We start from the raw sequence: 20182 nt of genomic DNA on the forward strand, positions 1-20182 counted from the left end.
GAACATAGTTCGTCGACCCCGCACTGTCAGAGGTGCCTGGCACAGTGCCGCTGCGGACTTTGATTCCTTCTGGAAGCTCATCGAGGAGTGCCGGCGTCAAGCGCGGGGCCCGGACGAGCGGCTCGCGTGGCTGCGTGGCGCATTGACGCGAAGGCCGCTGGCTGAGGTTGTGCAGTTCCAGCTGCGCTTGGACGAGGTGACGCACGAGGCATTCACGGGGGATCTGTGGGCGGCAGCGGACCGGATCTTCGGTGGCTGGTGTTCGGATGACGGATTCTGCTGCTTCGGCCTGTGGACGGTGGGGCTCGGACGTGATGCCTTCTCCAGGGCACTGGCTGATCCGGACTCTCTGGCCGACGTTCCGGAGGTCCAGTGCTTGGTGGGGCGCCCGCGGGAGATGTGGAACGACGACTGGCCCGGGTGGGAGTCTCTCGACTATGTCGCGATGGAGGCGTACGGGAGCCTGACCGGTGTCGATGACGATTGCAGCGACGCGTTCTACGAGGATGTCGAGGCCGAACAAGGCGATGAAGGGAGCAGCTCGGGCCCGCTCGGTCAGCGGTGGGACGTGCGACGCGAGGACGAGGCAGCACGCAAGCTGCCGAGACTGAGCGTGATGTTTCCTCTGTGATCGTTCGCTCAACGAGCCGGACGGCGTGGCAGGTGCATCAACGGGAAGCGGTCGGCCCGTGGGCGTCGCCGAACGCGCCTTCTCCTCACCGGGAGATCATGTGAGCGTGATGCTGTGGATCCGCGCTCACGACGGCGAGAGCGATGTCTGGTCGTACTTCGCGCTCGACGGCGAGGAATGGGCCCTGCGCCAGGTCGACCTGCAAGGACCTCAGCGCCGGCCCGTGACCGCAGCTTCGCCGGCGGAGGTCATCGAGATCCGTGACTGTGGCGACCTCGCGGTCATGGCCGCCTACGAGCGGCAGTACGGCGTCCTCGCGGAAGGCGCCCTGCGCGGGTGGCAAGAATCGGACGGCGCTGCCGAGATGACCCGCCAGGAATTCGAGTCGACGTGGGCCGCTGCGCGAGAGACCATCGACGCGGATCGCACCGAGGAGACGAGTTGATCACGGAGTACCAGCAGAAGTTGCGCGAGCGCTATCTCGCCGCCACCGTCATGCCGGCTCCCGAGCCGTGGCAGCCGGTGATGGACCGCAGGACTCCCATCGGGGGCCTTCTCGGTGTTGGATTCGCCGTTCATCCCGACAGCGGCCACGATCTCGTCATGGTCGTGTCCAGCGACGGCCATGGACTCTTCGACGGGGTCACCGGCGAGAAGATCGCCCGCGACCGGGATCCTGATCCGGAAACGAGTACCCCCGACGCCCACCCGGACCTCACCTGCCCTGGGCTTGGCCCGATCGCGGGCGTCCCGGTGCGCATTGCCGGGCTCTTCGGCGGCGGCCTGCACAGCACCACGCCGGACGGCTGGACCCTGGATGTCGTAAGTCCCGAGTGGCCCCACGACCGCGTCATCCTCTCCGCCGACGGCGGGTCCCACAAAGGCCCGGCGGGAGGGACGTGGTGGCACGTCTTCCACTCTGAGTACTCGGAACTTCGCGCAGCCGGGTTCTCTCCCTCCAGCCAGACCCTGGCGGTCGCCACCAGCAGTGACCTCACACTCTGGACCCGGCCCGGCCTCCGCTTCGACGACTGAGCGGACAGCGGGACAGCAGGCGGGAGGAGGACAGATGGACCGGGTGGAACTCGCCGGGATGCTGGGCGACCAGACCACGGCCTGCGAAGCCGCCAGGGAGGCGCTTCTTGCTGGAGGCGACTTTGTCGTATGGGACGGCCGCGTTCCCAGTCAGCAGCTTGCCAGCATCTACGCGGCTCGTCTCCGGCGGGCACGGAAGCGAGGTGCTGAGACTCTCGCCCTGCCGTCCACCGTCGACATCCTCACCCGGCTCGAAGCCGATCAGGTCAGGATCGGCTGCATCTTCTCACCGGACCGGACGTGGGCCTTCATGCTCTTCCTCGCCGACGACGCCGGCGCGGTCCTCGCCTGCACGGGAGTCCGCCGAGCTGGGCGGTGACAGTTGTCCTGCTCAAGTGACAACCATCGTGCTCACGCTCAACACTCGGTCACCGTGGCGCGCGACACTTTTGCAAGCACCTGCTTGCAAAAGTTAGCGCTGGTATGCACTATCGAGTCATGGCATCACTCAACGTCGGCAATCTCGGTGAGTACCTGCGGGAGCAGCGCCGCGCCGCGCAGCTCTCGCTGCGGCAGCTCGCCGACGCCGCCGGGGTGTCGAACCCGTATCTCAGCCAGATCGAGCGTGGCCTGCGCAAGCCCAGTGCGGACGTGCTCCAGCAGGTCGCCAAGGCGCTGCGGATCTCGGCCGAGACCCTCTACGTGCGAGCGGGAATCCTCGACGAGCGGGAGCGGGAGGAGCTGGAGACGCGGGCGGTCATTCTGGCCGATCCGTCGATCAACGAGCGGCAGAAGAACGTCCTGCTCCAGATCTACGACTCCTTCCGCCGCGAGAACGGGTTCGTGCCCGAGACGGACGCGGACGGCGTGGTCGATGCCGGAGCCCGTACCGGTGTCGTCGGCAAGGACGCCGAAGACGCCGAGCACGCTGAGGACGCCGAGCATGCTGGGAACGCCGAGCACGCATCGCGTGCCGCGCGTGCCGGTGTCGAAGAAGAAAAAGAAGAAGACGAAAACCCTCACAGCTAGCAGCTGGTTCTGATGATCCGGGAGGACCACAGTCATGGCCATCACCGATGACCTGCGCAAGACCCTCACCGACCGCACCCCCCTCTACTTCGCCGCCGGTACGGCCGACCTGGCCGTGCAGCAGGCGCGCAAGGTCCCGGCGCTGATCGAGCAGCTGCGGGCCGAGGCGCCCGAGCGGTTCGAGGCCGTGCGCAACACCGACCCCAAGGCCGTGCAGGAGAAGGTGACCACGCAGGCCAAGGAGGCCCAGGCCACCGTGCAGGCGAAGGTCACCGAGGTGTTCGGCTCGTTCGACTCCGCCGACCTGAAGAAGCTGGGCGAGAGCGCTCAGGACCTGGCGCTCCGCAGCGTGGGCATCGCCGCCGAGTACGCGATCAAGGCCCGGGAGACGTACGAGAAGGTCGCCGAGCACGGCGAGCAGACCGTACGGGTCTGGCGTGGCGAGACGGCCGACGAGATCGTCGAGATCGCCGCCGTCGTGGAGGCCGAGCCCAAGGCCGCCCCCGCCGAGCCGAAGACCGCCCCGAAGAGTGCCGCGAAGAGCAGGCCGACCGTCGTCGCGGCCGCGCCCGCCGCCCCGGCCGCGCCCGCCGCCAAGCCGGCGGAGGCCAAGGCCGCGCCCGCCAAGAAGGCGCCTGCCCCGCGCAAGCCCGCGGCCAAGAAGGCCACGCCGCCCACCGAGAAGTGACCCCGGCGGCGCCAGGGGCGCCGGACGACCAGGGCGCGCGCTGACGACCCGTACGCGTGACCGGGGCGCGGGGCGGGCACCTTACCGGTGGCCGGCTCGTTGTCCCGGTACCTTGGCCGCAGGGCGCTCATCCACTTACTAGGCGGTGCACACCATGTTGCTCTCAGGATTCGGCACACTCCTCCAGCTGCTCTATACGGCGATGCTGGTGCTGGCCGTGGTCGCCTTCTTCTTCGCGGCGACCGCCCGTGAGGACGCTTACCGTGCCGCCGACAAGAAGACCAAGCCCTTCTGGCTGATCCTTCTCGGCGTCGCCGTCGTGGTGAACCTGCTCATCCCGCTGCTCTTCCTCCAGCTCGCGGGCGTGGTCGCGTCGATCGTGTTCATGGTCGACGTACGGCCCGCGCTCAAGGAGGTCTCGGGCGGTGGCGGCCGCCGGGGCGGTTCCAGCAGCGACGGGCCCTACGGGCCGTACAACGGCGGCCGCTGAACGCTCGCGGCGGCGGGAGCGGCAGCAGGAGAAGCAGCAGAAGCAGGAGCGGTCGATGCGGGGCCGGGGCGCGAGGCGCTCCGGCCCCGTCCGCGTACCCGCTCCGGGTCGCGCCCCAGCAGCAGCACCGCCACGTCGTCCGTCAGCTCGCCGCCGTGTCGCTCCCGCACCTCCGCGACCGCGGCCTCCAGCAGGTCCTCGCCCGTCAGCCCCTGCTCCAGCCGGCTGTTGACCATCGCGACCATGCCGTCCTGGCCGAGCCGCTGACTGCTGCCCGCGCCGACGCGGCCCTCGATCAGCCCGTCCGTGTACATCATCAGGCTCCACGCGCCGCCCAGCTCGACCTGCCGGCGCGGCCACCGTGCGTGCGGCAGCAGCCCGAGCGCCGGGCCGCCGTCCTCGTACGGGAGCAGTCGCGCCGGCTGCCCGTGACGGGTGAGCAGGGGCGCGGGGTGGCCGGCCAGGCAGAGTCCGGCGCGGCGCCCGTCCGGGGCGATGTCGACGGTGCACACCGTCGCGAAGATCTCCTCGCTCTGCCGTTCGTGCTCCAGCACCTGCTGGAGGGTGGCGAGCAACCGGTCGCCGCAGAGCCCGGCCAGCGTCAGGGCCCGCCAGGCGATCCGCAGCTCGACCCCGAGCGCCGCCTCGTCCGGGCCGTGCCCGCACACGTCCCCGATCATCGCGTGCACCGTGCCGTCCGCGGTGCGCACGGTGTCGTAGAAGTCGCCGCCCAGCAGGGCGCGGCTGCGCCCGGGGCGGTAGCGGGCGGCGAAGCTCAGGTCGGAGCCCTCCAGGAGCGGGGTGGGCAGCAGGCCGCGCTCCAGGCGGGCGTTCTCCTGGGCGCGCAGCCCGGACTCCGTCAGCTGGTGCTGGGCGATGTCGGCGCGCTTGCGCTCGACGGCGTACCGGATCGCTCGGCTCAGCACCCGCGCGTCCAGCTCGCCCCGGAAGAGGTAGTCCTGCGCCCCGACCCGTACCGCCTCGGCCGCCAGCTCCGTGTCGTCCTGCGCGGTGAGGACGAGGACGGCGTGGAGCGGCGCGATCCGCAGTACGTGGGTGAGCACCGCCAGCTCGTCGGCCCGGCCGGGAGCAGGCTGCGGGCGGTGCTCCGCGCCGGGTGCGGCGGCGATGGAGGAGGCGGCGGCCGGCATGGGCAGCGCGAGGTCCAACAGGATGCAGTCGACGTCGTCGGTGAGCAGCCGCCCGGCCTCGGTGAGGTTGCGGGCGGTACGGATACGGACCCGGGTTCCGGCCGCCGCCGACAGTTCGGGTCCCGTGATGCTGCCCGCCGGGTCGTCCTCGATCACCAGGACGGTGAGGTCGTCGCCATGGCTGTTCTCCGCAGCGGGAACGTCACGTTGCTGCGGCACGGGTACGGGTGCGGACGCGGGTACGGGCATCGGTTCGGGTTTCCTTCCCTCCCCCGAGGGCGCGGCGGGACGCCGATCGACGACCCGCCAGTCGGGGACGATAGCGGTCCACGGCGGGGGAACGGAATGGCGCACGGGGATCGGCCCCCGTCATATGCGCCGTCATAAGCCGCGTCCCGGAACGGATACGGCGGGATGGGGCGCGGTGGGGGTGGGGGAGGGGCCATGACATACATCACCCGTGTACGGCCGGGGCTCGCGTCCGTCGCGTGGCGCCGCTCACGTACTCCCGCTGCGGTGGGAAGACGCCCCGCCCACTAAAATGACCGCGGGTCGTGACTGGCGCTGAGGTGGAGTACCACCGGGGAGCGGCCTGACATCCCGTCGATGCCGTGCGCCTGGGCAACTCACCGTTGAGGCTCAGGAGTGGCCCATGCCCGAGAAGCAGGCAGAGGCGCAGAAGCAGGAGCAGGCAGAGGCGCAGGCGCGGAAGCAAGCAGAGGCACCGGATCAGGCGCAGAGGGCCCGGCTCATGGACGGCACCGGTCCCGCCCGCCGCATCATCGAGGGCGCCGCCGCGACCGCCGCGGACCTCCACCGGCGTACGGGCACGGTCCCGTGCCTGGCGACCGTCCTCGTCGGCGAGGACCCGGCGTCCGTGACGTACGTCCGGATGAAGCGGGCCCGGTGCGCGAAGGCCGGGATCGAGTCACGGCAGGTGGCGCTGCCCGCCTCGATCAGCACCGCCGGCCTGGTCGAGAAGATCACCGAACTCTCGGACGACCCCGGCGTCCACGGCATCCTCCTTCAGCACCCCGTCGGCCCGCACATCGACGAACGCGCCGCCTTCGAGGCGATCGCCCCGGACAAGGACGTCGACGGGGTGACCATGCACTCCTTCGCGGCCATGGGCTTCGGCCTGCCCGGCTTCGTCTCCTGCACCCCGGGCGGGATCATGCGCCTGCTGGAGGAGTACGACGTCGAGCTCACCGGCAAGCACGCGGTCGTGGTGGGCCGCAGCCCCATCCTGGGGAAGCCCGCGGGCATGCTCCTGCTGGAGCGGAACGCCACCGTCACCTACTGCCACTCCCGTACGTCCGACCTGTCCGCGATCGTGCGGCAGGCCGACGTCCTGGTCGCGGCGGTCGGCCGGCCGCGCTTCATCACCGGTGCGGACATCAAGCCCGGGGCGGTGGTGGTCGACGCGGGGTACAACCCGGGCAACGTCGGTGACGTGGACTTCGATTCGGCGCGGGAGCGGGCCGGGCTGATCACGCCCGTCCCCGGCGGCGTGGGTCCCATGACCATCGCCGTGCTTCTCGCCCAGACGGTCGAGGCGGCGGTGCGCCGGCACGACACGGTGTGAGGCGGGCAGGGGAGATCGACGGGAGGGCGCCGTCCGCTAGGGCATGTCCGGCCGGACCACGCCCAGGATCTTCATCGAGCCCGCGCCCGCCAGGGTGACGTTGCGGCCGGGGCGGGGGGAGTGGACGATCGCGCCGTCGCCGACGTACATCCCGACATGGCTGGCGTCGGCGTGGTAGATGATCAGGTCGCCGGGGCGCATGTCCCGGACGTCGATGCGCGGGAGCAGCCGCCACTGCTCCTGCGAGGTGCGCGGTATCGGGCGGCCCGCCGCCGCCCATGCCTGCGAGGTCAGCCCCGAGCAGTCGTACGAGCCGGGGCCGGTGGCCCCCCATACGTACGGCTTGCCGATCTGGGCGGTCGCGAAGGCCACCGCCGCCTTCCCGGCCTCGGTCGTCGCACCGCTGACGTCCGCGACGCCCGGGACGGGGCGGGAGGCGAGCCAGGCGGACTGGGCCCTGTTGGCGGCCTCCAGCTCCAACTGGCGGAGCCGGTCCCGCTCCTTCTTCTCCAGCCGCGATTCCAGCTTCTTCGCCTCGGCTATCCGGGCGTTGATCTTCTTCTTGGCCTTGGCCTGCTTGAGCCGGTTCGTCTCCAGCTTCTGCCAGTTGGTGCTGGCGTCCTTCGTGTACGTCTCCAGGTCCTCCTGGGCGCGGTTCAGGTCGGCCAGGACCGTCTTGTTCGCCTGCTGGCTCTGCCGGACCTTGTTGATCCCGTCCAGGAAGAGCTTCGGGTCGTCGCTGAGGACCAGTTGGGCGCCGGGGGGCAGGCCGCCGTTGCGGTACTGCTCGCGCGCCTGGGCGCCGGCCCGGTCCTTCAGCTCGGCGATGCGGGCCTGGTTGTCGACGATCGCCTTCGCCAGCTTCACGATCTCGCCGGACTGCTTCTTGGTCTGTTCCTCGGCGAGGTTGTACGCGTCGGTCGCCGCCCCGGCCTTCCGGTAGAGCGTCTCGATCTGCTCGCGGACCTTTTCGAGGTCCGCGTCGGAGCTCGGGGAGGGGCGCGCGGCGGGGGAGGAGACGGAGGCGGGCGGCGCGGGGTCCGGAACCGGCGCGGCCATCGCCTGCGCCGGGACGGTCAGCAGGCCCAGCGCGCAGACCAGCGTGATGGCGGCAGCGGCACAGTGGCGTCGGCTCACGAAACTCCCCCTCCGAGCCAGAACAAAATAAAGACAAAAGCAACAGAAGCCGGATAACACGCATCTGACTTACCGTCAGTAACGTCCAGTCGACGTCGCGATCGTGCCATGCCGCCCCGTAAAGCAACAGAGGCAGTCGGTATCCGGCCGCCTTCTCCCCACCCCAGGGACGAACGACGCACCCGCGACGTTCCCCGAAGAGCATACTTTCGCCCGATCGAGGAAATGCCCGGTCAGGGAACGTTTGAGCGGCCGCCAGCGCCCCCCCAGTGGCTGTCGCCGGTGACCGTCAGCGGTTGTCGCCGGCGGCTGTCAGCCGTCGTTGGGCCGCAGGGCGTCCCACGCCACCGTGACCTCGCCCTGCCGCCACCGCCGTACGCCGTCCGTCACCGGCCAGTCGGCCGACACCGCTCGCACCGCCGCGATCCAGCGCTGCCGGGCGCCGAGCGAGGCGTACGGAGAGGCCGCCGCCCACGCCCGGTCGAAGTCGCGCAGGAAGGCGTGGACCGGCTCGCCCGGAACGTTGCGGTGGATCAGCGCCTTCGGCAGGCGCTCCGCGAGGTCGGAGGGGCGCTCCAGCGAGCCGAGCCGGGTCGCGAAGGTGACCGTGCGCGGCCCCTCGGGCCCCAGGGCCACCCACACGTGCCGGCGTCCGATCTCGTCGCAGGTCCCCTCCACCAGGAGCCCGTCCGGGGCGAGCCGGGAGCACAGCCGCGCCCAGACGCCGGCGACCTGGTCCTCGTCGTACTGGCGCAGCACGTTCGCCGCCCGGATGAGCGTGGGCCGGGTCGCCAGCGGGATCTCGAAGCCGCCGTGGACGAAGGTGAGCCCCTCGCGCTCGTACGGCTTCGCCGCCGCGACCCGCTCCGGGGCGATCTCGACGCCCGCCACGGCGGTGCGGGGTTCGGCGGTACGCAGCCGGGCCAGCAGCTCGACGGCGGTCCAGGGGGCGGCCCCGTACCCGAGATCGACGGCCACGGGGGTCTCCGCGCGGCGCAGGGCCGGGCCGTGCGCGGCGGCGATCCAGCGGTCCATGCGGCGCAGCCGGTTCGGGTTGGTGGTCCCGCGGGTGGCGGTGCCGATGGGGCGCTGGCGCATGCGGTGAGCGTATGCGACGGGGCAGGGGCGGGTACGCGGGTGGCCAGGGGCCGGAGGGCTCCCGGGCGGCGCACAGCCCTGAGGCCGCTCCCGAGGCCGTGACGACGCGGCTCGTGTCCGTAGCGACGTGGCCCGAGGCCGTGATGGCGCGGCGCGTGTCCGTGATGGCGTGGCCCGCGACCGTGGTGGCGCGGCGCGTGTCCGTCACGTCGCGGCCCACGACCGTGACGATGCGGCCCACGACCGTGACGATGCGGCCCACGTCCGTAACGACGCGACCCGCGTCCGTAATGATTTGGCAAAGCGGAAATGAAAGGCGGGATTCCGCTGTTCTCGCCCTTCGGAGGGCCCCGCGCCCCGCCCCGTCATGCCCTGAGTGAGGAGGACCGACGACGTGAGCCAGTACGTCTCCCGGCTCGGTTCCACCCGGGTCGGCCCGCGCATCAGGTTCCCCGGTGGTTTCCCCGGGTCCCCCCGCAGGCCGCGCCGGATCGCCATGCTCTCCGTGCACACCTCCCCGCTGCACCAGCCCGGCACGGGCGACGCGGGCGGGATGAACGTCTACATCGTCGAGCTGGCCGAGCGCCTGGCCGCGATCAACATCGAGGTCGAGATCTTCACCCGGGCCACCACCGGCTCGCTGCCCCCCGTGGTCGAGCTGGCCCCCGGCGTCCTGGTCCGGCACGTCGACGCCGGGCCGTACGAGGGGCTCGCCAAGGAGGAGCTGCCCGCCCAGCTGTGCGCCTTCACGCACGGGGTGATGCAGGCGTGGGCCGGTCAGCGCCCCGGCTACTACGACCTGGTGCACTCCCACTACTGGCTCTCCGGCCAGGTCGGCTGGCTCGCCGCCCAGCGCTGGGGCGTCCCGCTCGTGCACGCCATGCACACCATGGCCAAGGTCAAGAACGCCGCGCTCGCCGAGGGCGACGCCCCCGAGCCGGCCGCCCGCGTCATCGGCGAGACCCAGATCGTCCACGCCTCCGACCGGCTGATCGCCAACACCGCCGAGGAGGCCGACGAGCTGGTCCGCTTCTACGACGCCGACCCCGCCGCCGTCGCCGTCGTGCACCCCGGCGTCAACCTGGACCGCTTCCGCCCGTTCCCCAAGGACTCCGACAAGCTCCGTCCAAGGGAGGCCACGTCCGCCCGCGCCGCCGCGCGGGCCCGGCTGGGCCTCCCGCAGGACGCGCTGATCCCCCTCTTCGCGGGCCGCATCCAGCCGCTGAAGGCCCCGGACGTGCTGCTGCGCGCGGTCGCCGTGCTCCTGGACCGGGACCCCTCCCTGCGCTCCCGGATCGTCGTGCCCATCGTGGGCGGCCCGAGCGGCAGCGGGCTGGCGAAGCCCGAGGGTCTCCAGAAGCTGGCGGCCCGCCTCGGCATCGCGGATGTCGTACGGTTCCACCCGCCGGTGGGGCAGGACCGGCTGGCGGACTGGTTCCGGGCCGCGTCGGTGCTGGTCATGCCGTCGTACAGCGAGTCCTTCGGCCTGGTCGCGATCGAGGCCCAGGCGGCCGGCACTCCGGTGGTCGCGGCGGCGGTGGGCGGGCTGCCGGTGGCGGTACGCGACGAGGTCAGCGGCTTCCTCATACCCGGCCACGACCCGGAGGCGTACGCCCGCGCACTCGGGCGCTTCGCGGACGCGCCGGAGCTGGTCGAGCGCATGGGGGCGGCGGCCGCGGCGCACGCGCAGTGCTTCGGCTGGGACACGGCGGCCTCGGCGACGGCCGACGTGTACACGGCCGCACTGGCGGACCACCGCCGCCGGGCCCGTACACACCACGGCTGAGCCGGCCACTTCCGTACGCGGTACGGCTGAGCCCTGCGCCCCCGAGCCCTGCGCCCCCGAGCCCGTCCCGTGCGTCCCGCACCCCTGACGTACGCTCGCAGCATGGCTGACGTACCCGATGAGACAGCAGCGGCCCAGGTCATCGAGGCGACGCTGAACGAGGCCGAGCTCACCTGGGAGAGCCCCGCTCCCGGCAACTACGTGGTGACGCTGCCCGGCACCCGCAAGCTGTCGACGACCTGTTCGCTGATCGTCGGCAAGCACTCCCTCTCCCTCAACGCCTTCGTCGTCCGGCACCCCGACGAGAACGACGCCGAGGTGCACCGCTGGCTCCTGGAGCGCAACCTCCGGCTCTTCGGCGTGAGTTACGCGATCGACTCGCTCGGAGACGTCTACCTGGTCGGCAAGCTGCCGCTGTCGGTGGTCACTCCAGAGGAGCTGGACCGGCTGCTCGGCACGGTCCTGGAGGCGGCGGACGGGGCGTTCAACACCCTCCTGGAGCTCGGTTTCGCCGACTCGATCCGCAAGGAGTACGCGTGGCGGGTGTCGCGCGGCGAGTCCACCCGTAACCTGGACGCTTTCAGCCATCTGACCCGTCGATCGTCCGAAAAGTAACGGCGTTTCGAGGCTGCGACAAAGGTTGTAAGGCGTTGCCGCACAGTGCGTTCACAGATGGATCACAGCAGAATCACGATCATGGGCGGGGCGTCGTCCGACCGGTCTTCGATCAGGGGTTCGATCGTAAAGTGTGAGGCACTGCGACGGTCCGTCCCAGACGGTGCCCAACTGCCGTAGGGGCAAGAGGCGGTTGCTCCTTCAGACGGAGAGATGAACCATGCGCACCACTGTCGTACGCCGTACCGCCCTCGCCGCCTGTGCGGTCTCCCTGACCCTGCTGGCCACCGCCTGCGGCGGCTCGTCCGACGCCGAGGGCGGGAAGAGCGGCAAGGGCGGGAACGCGGCGGAGGGCGGCGGCTCGGCCCCGAAGACCTCGGCGAAGGCGCTCAGCGCCGCCGAGCTGGAGACCGCGTCGCTGAAGCAGGGCGACGTCGCCGGTCAGAAGATCACCAAGGCCGGCCCGGCCGACGAGATCCCGGCGGGCGACGTCAAGGCCGACAAGGAAGCCTGCCTGCCGGTCGCGCACGCCCTGGCCGGCGTGCCCGAGGCCGGTACGAAGGCCACCACGAAGCGCAAGGTGGTCACCGAGCCCAAGGCGCGCGACAAGAAGTCGATCGAGGACATGAAGGACGGCGAGTTCGAGAAGGAGATGGCCGCCGCCTTCGACCTGACGGCCACCCTCGTCGCACTCAACACGTACGAGGGAACGGCGGGCCCGGACGCGTTCGCGGCCATCAGCAAGTCCGCGACCGAGTGCGCGGGCGGCTTCACCGCCACGTTCGCCGGCGAGAAGCAGAAGATCGTCTCGATCGCCGAGGACAAGGCCACCGGGGGCGACGAGGCGGCGGGCTGGACGGTGACGGCGGAGCAGGACGGCCAGAAGATGCCGTTCAAGCTGGTGGCGCTCCGCAAGGAGGGCACCGTCGCGACGTTCTACTCCATCAACCTGGCGGCGGCCATGGACAAGGGAGCCGAACTCGCCGCACCGGTGGAGGTCGTGGCGGCCCAGGCGAAGAAGCTCGGCTGACGAACGCGCCCCCTGCCCCGGTGCCTGGGCTCGTCCCCTCGCGCCGGGGCTTCGGCGTCACCTCTGTCGCGGGGCTTCGGCGTCGTCCTGCCCGGTACTTCGGCGTCCCCCTGCCCCGGTGCTTCGCCTCAGGACAGGGGGACGAGGGTGCTTCGGCGTCAGGGCAGGGGGACGAGCCGGACGACGGTGACGGTCAGCACGGACCGGGAGACGTAGTAGAGGACGATGGCCCCGAAGACGGTCGCCTCGCGCCGGTCCCGTTCGCTCTTCACGGCGGAGGACGCGTGTCCGTACGGCTCCTCGCCCAGGGTGCGGGCCATCTCGTCCCGGAAGGACTCGCCGTCGCGCATCTTGGCCAGGGTGTCGTCGGCGGGCGGCGCGTAGGAGATGCGGAAGCTCAAGCGACGCTCCGCCTCTCGGCCTCGTCCTGCGCCAGCCGGTCCAGGATCCGTTCGGCCTCGGGATCGGGGACGGCCTCCAGCATCCAGTGCCGCATCACGGCCTGGATCTCGTGCACCCCGGCCTCGTTGATGGCGAGGTCGAACTCCTCGCGTCTCTCGTCGGGCAGGGCGGCGCGGATGTCCGGGATGCTGTTGGGCACCTCGACCTCGGTGCCGCCGACGAAGGTCTTCAGAGACTCGCCCATGATCGCTCTCCCCGATCTCCTTGCCCTTGGTGCCGCCACCCATGTTCGCCGCCCCGTGTTCGCTGCCCGGAGTCAACACCCCGGCCACGCCCCGGTGGTGCTCCCTGTACGGGGCCGCTCGCCGGACAGCTTGGGGACACCGTAGTGCGTGGCGCCCCGAGTTCGGTCGCCGGGCGCATGACCGGTGCCGGACCGAAACGTGTTCGGGCGCGACCCGGACCGCCCGCTCGCCCGCACCCTCCGCGAACGCGACCGCCCCGCCCCGGGGACCGGCCTGTCCTTCCGTCACCTTTGTCCCGTCGAACGGGGTTCGACGGGACAGACGCGCCTACTAGGGTGAGCCCGACATCGTGGCAGAGGGGGGCACATGGGTCCGGAGCGCCGAGGGCCGGCCGGCGTCGTATCCGAACGCGGCTGGCGGGGACGGCTGATACCCGTCCCGCATCAGGACGGAAGACCGGCCTTCCTGACGATCAGGTCCGGGGGGCCGTTCAGCTGGTTCAGCGTCACCGGAGTGATCGACACCCCCGAACTCAGCTCCCAGGACGCCGCGATCGGGCTCTCCACCCACGGGTCGAAGGCCCTGCCGTTCATCGTCCCCGCCGAGTTCACCCATGTCCTGGTGAAGCGGCGCGGCTCGGGCTCCTCGGGCCTGGCCCGCTGGTATCTGGACACGCTGCCGCAGGACGGGATCGGCGTCCTCGCCCTCACCGGGGAGACCCGGGGCGCGGGACCCGCGCTCCTGCGCTGGGAGGGACCGCGCCGCGCTTTCGCCTTCACCCTGGACGGACCCGAGAACTGGTCCTGGATCGAGGTCACGGACCGGCGGGGAAGGCCCGTGGCGGCGGAGCGGGAGGGCGACCTGCGCGGGCGCATCACCCTCTCGTCCCCCGGCCACGTCATGGTCCGCTCGGACGGCCCCTGGAGCCTGCGGCCGCTCTGACAGCGGAAGGCACCGCAAGGAACCGCAAGAAACCGCAAGAAACCGAAAGGAGGCGGAAGGCACCGGAAGGAACCGCCAGGCACCGGGCGCGATGCACCGCAAGGAACCGGAAGGAACCGCCAGGCGCCGCCCCCCCCCAGCGGAGGGCCAGACGTCGCCCCCCCCGACCGGCCGCCCCACGGTCAGCGGCAGCGACCCCCGGTGCCGCCGCCGCCCGGCTCCGCCCCGGGCGCGGCGCGGGCGAGGACGTGGCGCAGCCACTGCTCCTCGGTGAGGTCCTCGTTGTACGGGTCGAGGACGCCGACCCGGCCGACGACCGCATCGCTGACCTGCGTCAGGAACCCCTTGTCGTCGGCGAACTCGACGTCGATCAGGCAGCAGTCCCGCCCTTCCTCGACCTCGAAGCGCGCCGAGAGCCCCTGACCGCCCAACACGGCCTCGGCCTGCTCGACGAGACGGCGGGCGCGCGCGACGGTGGATGTCATACCGGCCAGCCTAGCCAGGACATCACGGCCGCCGCCCGGTCGACCGCGAACCGCCGGGAAGGACGAAGAGCCCCTGCCCTCCGGGTGGACCGGCGGGCAGGGGCTCGGGTAGACGCGTGGGCTACTTCTTCTTGCCCTGGTTCTTCACAGCCTCGATGGCCGCCTTCGCCGCGTCCGGGTCCAGATACGTGCCGCCCGGCTTCAGCGGCTTGAAGTCGGCGTCGAGCTCGTACGAGAGCGGGATGCCGGTCGGGATGTTGAGGCCCGAGATGTCCTCGTCCGAGATGCCGTCCAGGTGCTTCACCAGGCCCCGGAGGCTGTTGCCGTGGGCGGCGACCAGGACCGTGCGGCCGGTGAGGAGGTCCGGGACGATGCTGTCGAACCAGTACGGGAGCATCCGGACGACGACGTCCTTCAGGCACTCCGTGTCCGGGCGCAGCTCCGGCGGGAGGGTCGCGTAGCGCGGGTCGTCGAACTGGCTGTACTCGGCGTCGCGGGCCAGCGCCGGCGGCGGGGTGTCGTACGAGCGGCGCCAGAGCATGAACTGCTCCTCGCCGAACTCGGCCAGCGTCTGCGCCTTGTCCTTGCCCTGGAGCGCGCCGTAGTGGCGCTCGTTCAGGCGCCAGGAGCGGCGGACCGGGATCCAGAGGCGGTCGGCGGACTCCAGGGCCAGCTGCGCGGTGCGGATCGCGCGGCGCTGGAGGGAGGTGTGCAGGACGTCGGGGAGCAGACCGGCGTCCTTGAGCAGCTCACCGCCGCGGACTGCTTCCTTCTCGCCCTTTTCGGTGAGGTTGACGTCCACCCAACCGGTGAACAGGTTCTTCGCGTTCCATTCGCTCTCGCCGTGGCGGAGGAGGATCAGCTTGTACGGTGCGTCGGCCATGAGCCCGAGCGTAATCGAACCCGTGCGGCCTCTGCGCGCCCGGCCACAGGGCGGACGGCGGGCCACGGGGCGAAGGACTGTTGACGGTCGGCGTCAATCGGGTGGCGGGCGGGAAGCCGGGCTCCGTAATGTTCGAACTGTCATCGGGACGCTTACCCGTGACGCCTCGTTCCGTACATCCCGTGGGGGGAGAACCGCATGTCCGTCGCCGGTCTCAGAAAAGCCGCCCACGAGACCGTATCCGGGCTGCCCCGGCAGTTCTGGTGGCTCTGGCTGAGCACCCTGGTCAACCGGCTCGGCGGCTTCGTCGCCACCTTCATGGCGCTGTACCTGACCCTGGACCAGGGGTACTCGGCCTCGTACGCCGGTCTCGTCGTGGCCCTCCACGGACTCGGCGGGGTCATCTCCTCGCTCGGCGCGGGGGTGATGACCGACCGGCTCGGGCGGCGGCCCACCATGCTGGTCGCGCAGCTGTCGACGGCCGCGTCCGTGGCGCTGCTCGGGTTCATGGAGCACCCGGTCGCCATCGCGGGCGTGGCGTTCCTCGTCGGCATGGCGAGCAACGCCTCGCGCCCCGCCGTCCAGGCGATGATGGCGGACATCGTGCCCCCGAAGGACCGGGTGCGGGCCTTCTCGCTCAACTACTGGGCCATCAACCTCGGGTTCGCGATCTCGTCGGCGGCGGCCGGGTTCATCGCCGAGTACAGCTACCTCGCCGGGTTCGTCGGCGAGGCCCTGATGACACTCGTGTGCGCGGTCGTCGTCTTCCTTAAGGTGCCCGAGTCGCGGCCCGCGCAGGCGTCCGCGAAGCGCGTCGGCGGCAAGCGGGTCAAGGACGAGGTACGGCTCACCACCGTCCTGCGCGACGGGCGCTTCATGGGGGTCGTGGGGCTGTCGTTCCTGGTGTCGCTGATCTTCATGCAGGGGTACGTGGGGCTGCCGGTGGCCATGGGGGCGGACGGGTTCTCCAGCTCCGACTTCGGCACCGCGATGGCCGTCAACGGCGTGCTGATCGTGGCCCTCCAGATCCCCGTCACCCGCTTCATCCAGCACCGTGACCCGCGCCGGCTGCTGATCATCTCCTCGATGATCGCCGGGTACGGATTCGGGCTGACGGCCTTCGCCGGGTCGGTCGCGGTGTACGCCCTGACGGTGTGCGTCTGGACCCTCGCCGAGATCGTGAACGCGCCCACCCAGACGAGCCTGGTCGTGCGGCTGTCACCGGCTCAGGGCCGGGGCCGCTACCAGGGCATGTACACGATGTCCTGGGCGGTGGCCGCGCTCGTCGCACCCCTGATGTCCGGGTTCGTCATCGACCGTTACGGCGCCGCCTGGCTCTGGGGCGCCTGCGCGGTGATCGGCACGGTGGCCGCCCTCGGCTACTGGCTGCTGATGCGCGACCTGCCCCGGGCGGAGACCGAGGCGGAGGAGCCCGCGATCGAACCCGCTCCCGTACCCGCCCAGGCCCGGGCGGACCAGGCCGAGCCCGACCCGGCGACGGCGGTGGAGCGCGCGGGCTGACCTCCGTACGCCGACGACACGGTGACGACACGGCGACGACGGCCGCCCGGAGGCGGGCCGGGCGGACGCCGTCCGCGTGCCGTACGAGGGGCCCGGTGCGGGTGCGGGTCAGCCCGAGCAGCCGCCGCACTGGCACGGAGCACCGGACTGGCAGCCGCACCCGCAGCCCGAGCCGCAGCCACAGGCGCCGAGCACGGTCAGGTGCGCCACTTCGGTCGGGGTCTCCTGCTGGGGTTCGGTCATGGGGGAATCGGCCATGGTCCCTCCTCAGGGGCGTACGGCTGGGCGGCGGACGCCGGTGCGCCGCCGCCGGGAACGTACGGCCACGGCACGTATCGCGTACGGCCATGGCGCCGTCCCCGCCCCATTGCATGCCCAGCCCGGCGGGCGCATCAACGGCGCACACGCGCAGGAACGCATGTGCGACTCGCGTGCGCCGGGTGCGTACGGAGCGCCGTGCGCGCACCCCCGTGACAATGACGAGCCCCCGTGACGGCCCCTACGGGCGAGCCCCCGAGACGGCGGTCACGAGCCCTCGACCGACGACGCCGCCTGGATCTCGTCCGCGTGCTCGCCCGTCACCAGGTAGACGACGCGCTTGGCCACCGACACCGCGTGGTCGGCGAAACGCTCGTAGTAGCGGCCCAGCAGCGTCACGTCCACGGCCGTCTCGATGCCGTGCTTCCAGCGGTCGTCCATCAGGTGCTGGAACAGCGTGCGGTGCAGGAGGTCCATCTCGTCGTCGTCCTGCTCCAGCTGGAGCGCCAGGTCGACGTCCTTGGTGATGATGACCTCGGCGGCCTTGGCCATCAGCCGCTGGGCGAGCTGGCCCATCTCCAGGATGGTGGCGTGCAGGTCGTGCGGGACCGCCGACTGCGGGAAGCGCAGCCGCGCCAGCTTCGCCACGTGCTGGGCCAGGTCGCCGGAGCGCTCCAGGTCGGCGCTCATCCGCAGCGAGGTCACCACGATCCGCAGATCGGTGGCCACCGGCTGCTGACGGGCCAGGAGGGCGATCGCGCGCGCCTCCAGGTCGTGCTGGAGGTCGTCGACCTTCTGGTCGCCGGCGATCACGCTCTCCGCGAGCTTCAGGTCGGCGTCGAGCATGGACGTGGTCGCCCGGCCGATCGCCGATCCGACCAGCCGGGCCATCTCGACCAGACCTTCTCCGATCGAGTCGAGTTCCTCGTGGTAAGCGTCGCGCATGGAAGTCCCTCTCCAGTTCCAACTGAGGCCGGGGTCTCGGACCGACCCCCACAGTTACACGGTGGGGCCGCAACGCGTCCGTATCCGGCCCCCTAAGTGAACCGGCTCCATCCCCTCGGTGAACTCTGGGCGACGAGTGTTCGAGATGGCACTCGGACGGCTGGGAGAGTGTCGGCGCACCCGCATAACCTTGAAGCATGGACGTGAACGCGGCGGTCGCCGCAGCTGCAGCGATCGCCGGGTTGTGCACCGGTGTGATCGCCATGCTGGCGTTCCGCTGGAGCGAGCGCGACCTCAAACGGCCCACGCGCACGTCCCTGCGGCCGGACGGCAACGCCGCCCTGCCGCCCGGGGTGGACACCGTCCTGTCCGTGCTCAGCTCCTCCGCCGTCGTGCTCGACGAGAGCGACAGCGTCGTCAAGGCCAGCTCCGCCGCGTATGCGCTGGGCCTGGTCAGGGGCGGCCGGCTGTCCGTCGAGCCGATGCTCAACATGGCCCGCGACACCCGGCGCGACGGTGAGATACGCCAGGTGGAGCTGGACCTCCCCCGGCGCGGCACCGGCCGGGGCGACGCCCTCGCCGTCTCCGCCCGGGTCGCGCCGCTCGGCTCACGACTGGTGCTGCTGCTGGTCGAGGACCTCACCGAGGCCCGCCGGATAGAAGCGGTACGGCGCGACTTCGTCGCCAACGTGAGCCATGAGCTGAAGACCCCCACGGGAGCGCTCTCCCTGCTCTCCGAAGCGGTCATGGACGCCTCCGACGACCCGGAGGCGGTGGAGCGGTTCGCCGGGCGGATGCAGATCGAGGCGACCCGGCTGACCAACCTCGTACAGGAGCTCATCGACCTCTCCAGGGTGCAGAACGACGACCCCCTGGAGGACGCCGAGCCGGTCAGGGTGGAGGTGCTGGTCGCCGAGGCGATCGACCGCTGCCGCCAGCAGGCCGGCTCCAAACAGATCACCATGGCCTCCGGCGGCGCCGAGGACCTCACGGTCTGGGGCAACCGGGGCCAGCTCGTCGGAGCTCTCGGCAACCTCGTCGAGAACGCCGTCAACTACAGCCCTCCCCGCACCCGGGTCGGCATCGCGGCCCGCCGCACGGCCGCCCCGGGCGGGGACCTGATCGAGATCGCCGTCACCGACCAGGGCATCGGCATCTCGGAGAAGGACCGCGAGCGCGTCTTCGAGCGGTTCTACCGCGTCGACCCGGCCCGCTCACGGGCCACCGGTGGCACCGGTCTCGGCCTCGCCATCGTCAAACACGTGGCCGCCTCGCACGGCGGGGAGGTCACCGTCTGGAGCTCCGAGGGACAGGGCTCCACCTTCACCCTCAGGCTGCCCGAATCGGGCGTCGTGAGGGAGCGCACCACCGGCGGACCGCTTATCGTCAACGGCGTCAATGGCGTCGGCGGCGAGGGCAAGCCCCCGTTCGAGACCGACTCCTATGACCCCTTCCCCGCCCCGGAGGCTCTTCCGTGACCCGAGTGCTTGTCGTCGAGGATGAGGAATCCTTCAGCGACGCCCTGTCCTACATGCTGCGCAAGGAAGGTTTCGAGGTCGCGATCGCGGCGACCGGCCCCGACGGTCTGGACGAGTTCGAGCGCAACGGCGCCGATCTGGTCCTGCTCGACCTGATGCTGCCCGGCCTGCCCGGCACCGAGGTGTGCCGCCAGCTCCGCAGCCGTTCCAACGTTCCGGTGATCATGGTCACCGCCAAGGACAGCGAGATCGACAAGGTCGTCGGTCTCGAAATAGGAGCCGACGACTACGTCACCAAGCCGTTCTCCTCGCGCGAGCTCGTCGCCCGCATCCGCGCCGTCCTGCGCCGCCGGGGGGAGCCGGAGGAGGTCACCCCGGCCGCCCTGGAGGCGGGCCCGGTCCGGATGGACGTCGACCGGCACGTCGTCACGGTCTCCGGCGGCAAGGTGGACCTCCCGCTCAAGGAGTTCGACCTCCTGGAGATGCTCCTGCGCAACGCGGGCCGCGTGCTGACCCGTATGCAGCTCATCGACCGGGTCTGGGGCGCGGACTACGTCGGCGACACCAAGACCCTGGACGTCCACGTCAAGCGCCTGCGCGCCAAGATCGAGCCCGACCCCGGCGCGCCGCGCTACCTCGTCACGGTGCGGGGCCTCGGCTACAAGTTCGAGCCGTAGACCGCGATGGCCGGGACGGACGGCGCGGAGTTACGCGAAGGGGCGCTTCCCGGCCGGGAAGCGCCCCTTCG

At 71.2% G+C, this 20182-nt stretch carries 24 protein-coding genes and 1 riboswitch; of the genes, 15 read left to right on the forward strand and 9 right to left on the reverse strand.

Translation table 11 applies throughout. From position 1 onward, the window contains the following. Positions 1–4 precede the first annotated feature (4 nt). The 7 genes from ACLJPL_RS28660 to ACLJPL_RS28690 all read left to right on the forward strand — a co-directional run bounded on the left by ACLJPL_RS28660 (position 5) and on the right by ACLJPL_RS28690 (position 3873). On the forward strand, positions 5–631 hold the full coding sequence (locus ACLJPL_RS28660; protein WP_411083960.1) for a DUF4240 domain-containing protein: 627 nt from the start codon (positions 5–7) through the stop codon (positions 629–631). Between the two features lie 58 nt (positions 632–689). Next, positions 690–1076 carry a hypothetical protein gene (locus ACLJPL_RS28665; RefSeq protein WP_411083844.1) on the forward strand — a complete coding sequence of 129 codons (387 nt, stop codon included), beginning with the start codon at positions 690–692 and terminating at the stop codon, positions 1074–1076. Beyond that, positions 1073–1666, forward strand: coding sequence for a hypothetical protein (locus ACLJPL_RS28670; protein WP_411083845.1), 594 nt, complete (start codon positions 1073–1075; stop codon positions 1664–1666). The genes ACLJPL_RS28665 and ACLJPL_RS28670 overlap by 4 nt, the downstream gene beginning before the upstream one ends. Before the next feature lie 34 nt (positions 1667–1700). After that, the gene (locus ACLJPL_RS28675) at positions 1701–2045 is read left to right on the forward strand and encodes a hypothetical protein (RefSeq protein WP_411083846.1); all 345 of its coding nucleotides are present in this window, start codon (positions 1701–1703) and stop codon (positions 2043–2045) included. A gap of 119 nt (positions 2046–2164) precedes the next feature. Then, positions 2165–2695, forward strand: a complete 531-nt coding sequence (locus ACLJPL_RS28680) for a helix-turn-helix domain-containing protein (RefSeq protein ID WP_411083847.1) — start codon at positions 2165–2167, stop codon at positions 2693–2695. 34 nt (positions 2696–2729) lie between these two features. Continuing rightward, positions 2730–3383, forward strand: coding sequence for a hypothetical protein (locus tag ACLJPL_RS28685; protein ID WP_411083848.1), 654 nt, complete (start codon positions 2730–2732; stop codon positions 3381–3383). A gap of 154 nt (positions 3384–3537) precedes the next feature. Next, positions 3538–3873, forward strand: coding sequence for a DUF2516 family protein (locus tag ACLJPL_RS28690; RefSeq protein WP_411083849.1), 336 nt, complete (start codon positions 3538–3540; stop codon positions 3871–3873). Here the strand turns inward: ACLJPL_RS28690 and ACLJPL_RS28695 are convergent. Continuing rightward, the gene (locus ACLJPL_RS28695) at positions 3846–5273 is read right to left on the reverse strand and encodes a PP2C family protein-serine/threonine phosphatase (RefSeq protein WP_411083850.1); all 1428 of its coding nucleotides are present in this window, start codon (positions 5271–5273) and stop codon (positions 3846–3848) included. The two genes, ACLJPL_RS28690 and ACLJPL_RS28695, sit on opposite strands and share 28 nt — an antisense overlap. A gap of 295 nt (positions 5274–5568) precedes the next feature. Further along, positions 5569–5654: riboswitch (ZMP/ZTP riboswitch) on the forward strand. A gap of 121 nt (positions 5655–5775) precedes the next feature. Here ACLJPL_RS28695 and ACLJPL_RS28700 point away from each other — a divergent pair. Beyond that, positions 5776–6609, forward strand: a complete 834-nt coding sequence (locus ACLJPL_RS28700; protein ID WP_411083961.1) for a bifunctional 5,10-methylenetetrahydrofolate dehydrogenase/5,10-methenyltetrahydrofolate cyclohydrolase — start codon at positions 5776–5778, stop codon at positions 6607–6609. Positions 6610–6645: 36 nt separating this feature from the next. Here ACLJPL_RS28700 and ACLJPL_RS28705 read toward each other — a convergent pair whose 3' ends face one another. Together ACLJPL_RS28705 and ACLJPL_RS28710 are read right to left on the reverse strand one after the other, a co-directional pair. Beyond that, entirely contained in the window at positions 6646–7746 is a 1101-nt protein-coding gene (locus ACLJPL_RS28705) for an NlpC/P60 family protein (RefSeq protein WP_411083851.1), read from the reverse strand. Between the two features lie 312 nt (positions 7747–8058). Then, a complete protein-coding gene (locus tag ACLJPL_RS28710) occupies positions 8059–8844 on the reverse strand; it encodes a class I SAM-dependent methyltransferase (protein ID WP_411083852.1) in 786 nt (261 codons plus the stop codon). Positions 8845–9238: 394 nt separating this feature from the next. Here ACLJPL_RS28710 and mshA point away from each other — a divergent pair, with 394 nt between their 5' ends. From mshA to ACLJPL_RS28725, 3 genes are all read left to right on the forward strand, one after another. After that, positions 9239–10630 (forward strand): D-inositol-3-phosphate glycosyltransferase, encoded by a 1392-nt coding sequence (gene mshA / locus ACLJPL_RS28715; RefSeq protein ID WP_411083853.1) that lies wholly within the window; start codon positions 9239–9241, stop codon positions 10628–10630. A 102-nt stretch (positions 10631–10732) separates the two neighbouring features. After that, positions 10733–11245, forward strand: a complete 513-nt coding sequence (locus ACLJPL_RS28720) for a YbjN domain-containing protein (protein WP_411083854.1) — start codon at positions 10733–10735, stop codon at positions 11243–11245. A gap of 220 nt (positions 11246–11465) precedes the next feature. Beyond that, positions 11466–12275, forward strand: coding sequence for a hypothetical protein (locus ACLJPL_RS28725; protein WP_411083855.1), 810 nt, complete (start codon positions 11466–11468; stop codon positions 12273–12275). A 158-nt stretch (positions 12276–12433) separates the two neighbouring features. On the opposite strand, the gene ACLJPL_RS28730 is transcribed toward ACLJPL_RS28725, so the two are convergent. Beyond that, positions 12434–12676, reverse strand: a complete 243-nt coding sequence (locus ACLJPL_RS28730; RefSeq protein ID WP_411083856.1) for a hypothetical protein — start codon at positions 12674–12676, stop codon at positions 12434–12436. Beyond that, positions 12673–12921, reverse strand: coding sequence for a hypothetical protein (locus tag ACLJPL_RS28735; protein ID WP_398820410.1), 249 nt, complete (start codon positions 12919–12921; stop codon positions 12673–12675). The genes ACLJPL_RS28730 and ACLJPL_RS28735 overlap by 4 nt, the downstream gene beginning before the upstream one ends. Positions 12922–13435: 514 nt before the next feature. On the opposite strand from ACLJPL_RS28735, the gene ACLJPL_RS28740 reads away from it, so the two are divergent. After that, the gene (locus ACLJPL_RS28740) at positions 13436–13864 is read left to right on the forward strand and encodes a hypothetical protein (protein WP_411083857.1); all 429 of its coding nucleotides are present in this window, start codon (positions 13436–13438) and stop codon (positions 13862–13864) included. A 182-nt stretch (positions 13865–14046) separates the two neighbouring features. Here ACLJPL_RS28740 and ACLJPL_RS28745 read toward each other — a convergent pair whose 3' ends face one another. Then, positions 14047–14349 (reverse strand): hypothetical protein, encoded by a 303-nt coding sequence (locus tag ACLJPL_RS28745; RefSeq protein WP_411083858.1) that lies wholly within the window; start codon positions 14347–14349, stop codon positions 14047–14049. 121 nt (positions 14350–14470) lie between these two features. Further along, positions 14471–15232: a phosphoglyceromutase gene (locus ACLJPL_RS28750; protein ID WP_411083859.1), complete on the reverse strand. Its 762-nt coding sequence runs from the start codon at positions 15230–15232 to the stop codon at positions 14471–14473. 198 nt (positions 15233–15430) lie between these two features. Here ACLJPL_RS28750 and ACLJPL_RS28755 point away from each other — a divergent pair, with 198 nt between their 5' ends. Then, positions 15431–16753 (forward strand): MDR family MFS transporter, encoded by a 1323-nt coding sequence (locus tag ACLJPL_RS28755; RefSeq protein WP_411083860.1) that lies wholly within the window; start codon positions 15431–15433, stop codon positions 16751–16753. 108 nt (positions 16754–16861) lie between these two features. Here the strand turns inward: ACLJPL_RS28755 and ACLJPL_RS28760 are convergent, their stop codons facing one another. Both ACLJPL_RS28760 and phoU read right to left on the reverse strand, forming a co-directional pair. After that, complete coding sequence (locus ACLJPL_RS28760) at positions 16862–17011, reverse strand: hypothetical protein (RefSeq protein ID WP_411083861.1); 150 nt, start codon at positions 17009–17011, stop codon at positions 16862–16864. Between the two features lie 267 nt (positions 17012–17278). Beyond that, a complete protein-coding gene (phoU, locus tag ACLJPL_RS28765) occupies positions 17279–17956 on the reverse strand; it encodes a phosphate signaling complex protein PhoU (RefSeq protein WP_411083862.1) in 678 nt (225 codons plus the stop codon). A gap of 197 nt (positions 17957–18153) precedes the next feature. On the opposite strand from phoU, the gene ACLJPL_RS28770 reads away from it, so the two are divergent. Together ACLJPL_RS28770 and ACLJPL_RS28775 are read left to right on the forward strand one after the other, a co-directional pair. Next, on the forward strand, positions 18154–19434 hold the full coding sequence (locus ACLJPL_RS28770) for a sensor histidine kinase (RefSeq protein WP_411083863.1): 1281 nt from the start codon (positions 18154–18156) through the stop codon (positions 19432–19434). Next, positions 19431–20111, forward strand: a complete 681-nt coding sequence (locus tag ACLJPL_RS28775; protein WP_003968183.1) for a response regulator transcription factor — start codon at positions 19431–19433, stop codon at positions 20109–20111. The genes ACLJPL_RS28770 and ACLJPL_RS28775 overlap by 4 nt, the downstream gene beginning before the upstream one ends. The last annotated feature ends 71 nt before the right edge of the window (positions 20112–20182 follow it).

The organism is Streptomyces sp. cmx-18-6, assembly GCF_046548915.1.
Taxonomy (GTDB): domain Bacteria; phylum Actinomycetota; class Actinomycetes; order Streptomycetales; family Streptomycetaceae; genus Streptomyces.